The organism is Pseudoalteromonas sp. L23, from assembly GCF_021728455.1.
GTDB lineage: Bacteria > Pseudomonadota > Gammaproteobacteria > Enterobacterales > Alteromonadaceae > Pseudoalteromonas.
This window is the reverse complement of sequence record NZ_JAKKCW010000036.1, coordinates 1-5817: the sequence shown is the minus strand read 5'-3', so window position 1 is coordinate 5817 and position 5817 is coordinate 1. Positions and strand designations below refer to the sequence as shown.

Genomic DNA, 5817 nt, shown 5'->3' with positions numbered 1-5817 from the left:
ATATGCCGTCCAAAAATGGTTTGGACTTACTCATTGAACTTAAGCGCATCAATCATATTAAAGATCTAACCATAGTGATGATCAGCAATTCACATTCTGATGAACTGGTTTTGAAATGTCTAGATTTGGGCGTACAGGACTTTCTACTCAAAGAAGAAGTCACCGCATCGCTCTTGAGCCGGTCTATTATCCAAGCAAGGAAACGCTTTGAGCTAGAAAGTCAACTGCATAAAAGCTACCTGCAAGTAAAGCAGATGGCTGAACGCGACTCATTGACGGGGTTGTATAATCGTTACTATTTTGAAGAAACCTGCCAGCGGCTGATGCAAGCCGATAAAAAGCGCTATAAGTGTGCTGGGATCCTTGTCGTTGATATCGTCGATTTTAAAAAGATAAATGATCGCTTTGGCCATGAAATCGCTGATCAACTTTTACTTGAACTAGGAGCAAGCTTTAAGAGGCATACCAAGCAAGAAGATATTGTCAGTCGTTTTGGTGGAGACGAGTTTGCTTGTTTGATGGTGTCTTGTGACAACCCGCTTCAAATTAAAATAGAAGCTGAAAAGCTTATCCGGTTACTAAGCCGAAGCTATTCAATCTATGAGTTGGACATCTACTGCCAAGTAAGAATGGGAATTTCTCTTTACCCACTTAATGGTAATAATGCTGATGACTTAATACGTTTTGCTGATATTGCACTATTTAGGGCTAAATCTTCCCAAAGTGCGATGGCGTGCATTTTCGAAGATAATATGCAGACTGAGTTCCAAATGAAGTATAACGTGGAGCAAGACTTAAGAGGAGCGATAGAGAGGCAAGAGTTAGAGTTGGCATTTCAGCCGATTGTCGATATTCAGCAGGCCAAAGTCGTGTCTCTCGAAGCGTTGATCCGATGGCCCACTGCAAAATACACAAGTAGTCCTCAAGAGTTTATTACAATAGCTGAAGAGTCAAAGCTCATAGAACCGTTGGGAAAGTGGATTATTGAGCACGCGATCACCACATTGAAGCAGATACAAACAAAGTGCGGATATCCTATTCGTTTAGCAATAAACCTGTCGCCATTACAGCTCGGAGACATTTCTCTACCAGCATTTATCAATGATTGTCTAAAACGAGTCGATATTGATGGTACTTTATTTACCTTTGAGCTAACAGAAACTGCGCTTTTGGATGAAAGTGAACGGGTAACATCAAGCCTAAGCCGCATCAAAGAACTAGGCTGCAAGATTGCGCTAGACGATTTTGGAACGGGCTATTCTTCAATATCACATTTGCTTAATTATCCAATTGATATTGTCAAAGTGGATAAATCGCTTACCGACAGAATTGAGGTAGACGATAGAGGGAAAAGGATATTTATGGGTTTGATTGATATGCTTAAGAGCCTACAATTGAGCATTGTTGTTGAAGGTGTTGAGAACTATCAGCAGTATTATGTGTGCAAAGAAGCACGAGTAGATAAAATTCAGGGGTATTACTTTTCGAGCCCTGTTTCCGAAAAGTCCGTAGTGAAAACGATAAAAGTGGTAAATAGAGAGCTCGCCAGAGAATTTAAAGCAACGCAGTAAAAAGATAAAGCCAGCAGTTACGGCCGGCTCCAGCAATGTTTGTATTAAGCGCCTGGACCACATTCCAAGCAGTGCTTGATAATATCCGGGCCAAACTTCAAGTTTGCATTCAGATTTCGCAGTGCCGTTCTTAGGCCTTCTTCTATCACTGGGTGGTAGAAAGGCATTTCGAGCATTTGTGGCACGGTCATCTTGTTTTGTAGCGCCCAAGCAAGTAAATGCGCCATATGCTCAGCAGCAGGGCCGACAAATTCGGAACCTAAGAATAATCCGGTGCCTTGCTCAGCGTAGACTCGCATATGGCCTTTGTTTTTTAACATCACGCGGCTGCGGCCTTGGTTTTCAAAGCTTACCTCTCCGATGGCAAAGCAGCCACAATTGCCATATTGCTTTTCCAACTCTTTATAACTTGCTCCAACCATCGCAATTTGTGGGTCGCTAAATACCGCCGCAAGCTTTGCACGGCGCAGTCCCACTCTCACATCAGGGAAGCGACCGGCATTTTCACCTGCAATTGTGCCTTGATCTGCGGCTTCATGTAGAAGCGGGATCTGGTTGCTGGCATCACCTGCAATAAAAATCGGGGCGTTACCAGAGCCATCAAGACATTGCATGGTATGTGGGTCGGCTAGCGGTACGCCTCGGTCATCAAGCTCAAGCGTGGTATTTTCTAGCCCTAAGTTATCAACATTGGGCACACGACCTGTGGCTGCCAACACATAGTCAAACTGCTCGGTTTGCGGTTTCCCTTGTTTGTCAATATAGGTAAGCTCGGCTTTGTCACCGACCTGTTTCATGTCTGATACTTTGGCATCTGTGTCGAGGTAAAACTCATCACTGAACACAGTGGTGGCATAGTCTTTGACGATTGGATCGGTTAGTGGTCCAAGGCCACCGCCGACACCAAATACTTTGACCCTTACGCCAAGTCGGTGTAGCGCTTGACCTAGTTCTAAGCCAATCACGCCGGGGCCAAATACGGCCACTGAGTCGGGTAAATTGTCCCAGTCAAAAACGTTATCGTTAATGACTAAGCGGTCGCCAAAATTATTAAACACACCGGGGTAGCTAGGTCTTGAACCTGTAGCGATAACAAAACGTTTGGCTGTGATCTGAGTGTGGTCGTCCAACTGTACCGTATGGCTGTTGATAAATTTTGCACTGCCGCGTAGTTTATCTTGCTCAGGTAGTTCGTCGACAGCTTCGACGACAAAGCCAACGAAGCGATCTCGCTCATGCTTTACTCTCGCCATAACCGCTTTACCGTCAATTTCAGCGGGTTTTACATTAATACCAAATTTAGGTGCGACTTCAATTTGATGTGCAGCTTCAGCTGCGGCAATCAGTAACTTGCTCGGCATGCAGCCAACCCGAGCGCACGTTGTGCCGTATACGCCAGACTCAATCATCAGTACTTCTGAGGTATATTTTTTGGCATTTCTATAGGCGCTGAGACCTGCTGTTCCCGCACCAATCACGACTACGTCGGTGTTTATCTTTTTCATTTTTTGCTCCGAAATCAGAAAGTGTAAACCCCCATGACAGCCATTAGCTATTGTGTTTTGTTGTGTTGAGGGGGAACATTTTGACTTGGTGAGCAAGTTCACCAAGTCATGTTGTGGGGGATGAGTGATTAAGCGAAATATTCAGCTAAATCATCTGAACCACCGATGTGTTTACCACCGATAAATACCTGCGGCACGGTTTCGCGACCAGACAGCGCTTTAAGACTGGTTAGCGATGCTTGTTGACCAAGTACCAGCTCTTCATATGCCAGTCCTTTTTCTTTTAGCAAAGCTTTGGCTTTTTCACAGAATGGACAGCCAATCTTGCTAATAACGGTAACCGGCTCTGGTTTGATTTGGCGCGGGTTAATGTACTCCAGCATAGTATCTGCGTCTGATACCTCAAACGGGTCGCCAGGCTTTTCTGGTTCGATAAACATTTTGTCAATCACACCATCTTTTACCAGCATTGAATAACGCCAGCTGCGTTTGCCAAAACCTAAATCGTTTTTATCAACTAACATGCCCATGCCGTCAGTGAATTCGCCGTTACCGTCAGGTAGTAGTGTAATATTCTGCGCTTCTTGGTACTGTGCCCATGCGTTCATTACAAACGTATCATTAACGGATAAACACACGATTTCGTCGACACCATTTTGTTTAAATACGCTAGCAAGCTCGTTATAGCGCGGTAAGTGCGTTGACGAACAAGTTGGTGTAAAGGCACCAGGCAAAGAAAATACAACCACAGTTTTACCTTTAAAAATTTCATCGGTGGTGACGTGCTTCCACTCTTCATTTTCTCTAATTGGGAATGTAACCTGTGGTACGCGTTGACCTTCAATATTCTTTAACATTTTGCTTTCCTTTTTAAGTTGATGGAGCCATTATGCCGCGCGCATTTTGATTTGTATAATTGATAGTTAAGATTAAAGTGTTCAATAAAATTGATTGTTTTCAACTTCAAATATTTGTATTTTTTAACCTAGCCAATGCCGCTAAGTTGAGGTTAGTCAATTTTTACGGGAACAGGGAATATTTAGATGAAAGCAAACTTTGAATTAATGGCGGATTACAATCGCTGGATGAACGAAAGATTATATGAAGCTGTTTCGGGATTGAGCGTCACGGAATTACACCAAGATCGAGGGGCTTTTTTTGGATCCATTATGGGATCGTTAAACCATATTCTTGTTGCCGATATTATTTGGCTTAAGCGCTATACAGAGCATAGCCATCATGCTGAAGCACTGAATGCTGTAGCAACAATGCCTCTGCCGACAAAGCTTGATGCGATGCTGTATGAAGATTTTGCAGCGTTGAGACAGGCAAGGGCGGAAATGGATAAGGTGATTATTGAGTTTGCGAATGAAGTCACTGAGGAGGCGCTTGCAGCCGATTTACACTACAAAAACACACAAGGTAAAACCTTTTCTCGCAAGTTTGGTTTTTTAGTGCATCATTTATTTAATCATCAGACGCACCATAGAGGGCAAATAACGACATTACTCAGCCAGATTGGTATTGATATGGGAGAAACCGATCTATTAGCCCGGATCCCCACATCATTTGGTTAGCGCTCTGGCTCGTTTTACCGCTTCAGTTATGTCTAGTGTTTTGTGCTAGCAGCAATGAGAAGGGTTGTAAAGCTAGACATTAGCTCTACAGGCCTTTAAAAACCGTGGTCGGTAAAGCCTGTTAAGAAGAATTTCACTCGCTAACTTTCACAATAACTCTGAATAGAGCTCCTCTAGCCACTCATGAAGGTCCTCTATGGAGTCAAAATCTTCGTCTGTTAGTTCTTCATACTCTGTTAGTGAAATAAGATTTAAGTCTATAGCCTCCCGAAGTTGGGCTCTGACTTTAATCAAGTCATAAGGGTAGTCTTCTCCAATGCCGACAGCTCTTCTCAAAATACTGGGGTCATAGCTTTCAACATGACAATAAGTTTTTAAAATGGTTCTTAAAGGATCTTCAAGTTTATTCATCGTATATTTACTTCTTTAGTTCAGGGTATAATGTGTGCAATTTAATGTTACCATCTTCTATTAGATATATAGCTTTGGCATTTCCGTTTGAAAAATCTGTAACCTCGTATCCAGTGGGGTTTTTCTTGGAACCTAGTCTAGTTATTCCCCGTACAGCACTTCTGTAGTTAGAGCCAAAAATATCTTCAAGTGGTATTTGTATCTCAACAAATGGTTCTTTATTAACTTTTGCTTTCTTTGTCAATAAATTAAATGATTTAGTACTTTTAATATAACTATCGGCACGAATGAGTGCTTCGTCTGAAGAAAATGCTGAGGCGCTCCTTCCTACTCTGTGCAGTGCTGGAGACCCATCTGGATTCTTTCGGTAAGCATCATATATAGTGCCAGAGGCAGGGTCTTTCCCTTGTAGAGCTCTGTCTACTAATTGTTTTTTCGTGACTCTATTTGGCCCTCCATGCCTTGCAGGTGCATGTCCCTCCATATCAAGACGCTTTATTTGTTCAGAAACCGACTGACTATTAACTGTCCCGGGCAGCTCATTCCCTTTTGGCGGCTCCAATTCATCGGCTTTGGCTTTGGTGGGCTTGTCGGTAACGCCTCGAATTGGTGGTTGGCCTTGATATTCATCCAGTGCTTTATTAACTCGCTGCCCGATTTCTTGGGCGGCTTGTTGCATATGCTGGTCGATTTTGGGGGTGACGTCGTCTAGGCGTTTTACCGTGGCTTGCATGCCTTCGATGGCAGCGTCTG

General features: G+C 43.3%; 5 protein-coding genes and 1 pseudogene. 2 read left to right on the top strand and 4 right to left on the bottom strand.

All coding sequences use genetic code 11. From position 1 onward, the window contains the following. A partial coding sequence (locus L3V43_RS23475; protein ID WP_237117521.1) for an EAL domain-containing protein occupies nucleotides 1-1571 on the top strand: 1571 nt, incomplete at its 5' end. 44 nt (nucleotides 1572-1615) lie between these two features. Here the strand turns inward: L3V43_RS23475 and L3V43_RS23470 are convergent. Both L3V43_RS23470 and L3V43_RS23465 read right to left on the bottom strand, forming a co-directional pair. Beyond that, the gene (locus L3V43_RS23470) at nucleotides 1616-3076 is read right to left on the bottom strand and encodes a dihydrolipoyl dehydrogenase (RefSeq protein WP_237117520.1); all 1461 of its coding nucleotides are present in this window, start codon (nucleotides 3074-3076) and stop codon (nucleotides 1616-1618) included. 128 nt (nucleotides 3077-3204) lie between these two features. Beyond that, complete coding sequence (locus tag L3V43_RS23465) at nucleotides 3205-3933, bottom strand: glutathione peroxidase (RefSeq protein ID WP_010605622.1); 729 nt, start codon at nucleotides 3931-3933, stop codon at nucleotides 3205-3207. 186 nt (nucleotides 3934-4119) lie between these two features. On the opposite strand from L3V43_RS23465, the gene L3V43_RS23460 reads away from it, so the two are divergent. Beyond that, nucleotides 4120-4653, top strand: a complete 534-nt coding sequence (locus L3V43_RS23460; protein ID WP_102058209.1) for a DinB family protein — start codon at nucleotides 4120-4122, stop codon at nucleotides 4651-4653. Nucleotides 4654-4800: 147 nt separating this feature from the next. On the opposite strand, the gene L3V43_RS23455 is transcribed toward L3V43_RS23460, so the two are convergent. Together L3V43_RS23455 and L3V43_RS23450 are read right to left on the bottom strand one after the other, a co-directional pair. Further along, nucleotides 4801-5064, bottom strand: a complete 264-nt coding sequence (locus L3V43_RS23455; protein ID WP_095727608.1) for a hypothetical protein — start codon at nucleotides 5062-5064, stop codon at nucleotides 4801-4803. A gap of 7 nt (nucleotides 5065-5071) precedes the next feature. Continuing rightward, nucleotides 5072-5817 (bottom strand): annotated as a pseudogene (locus L3V43_RS23450) (hypothetical protein); the annotation flags it as partial.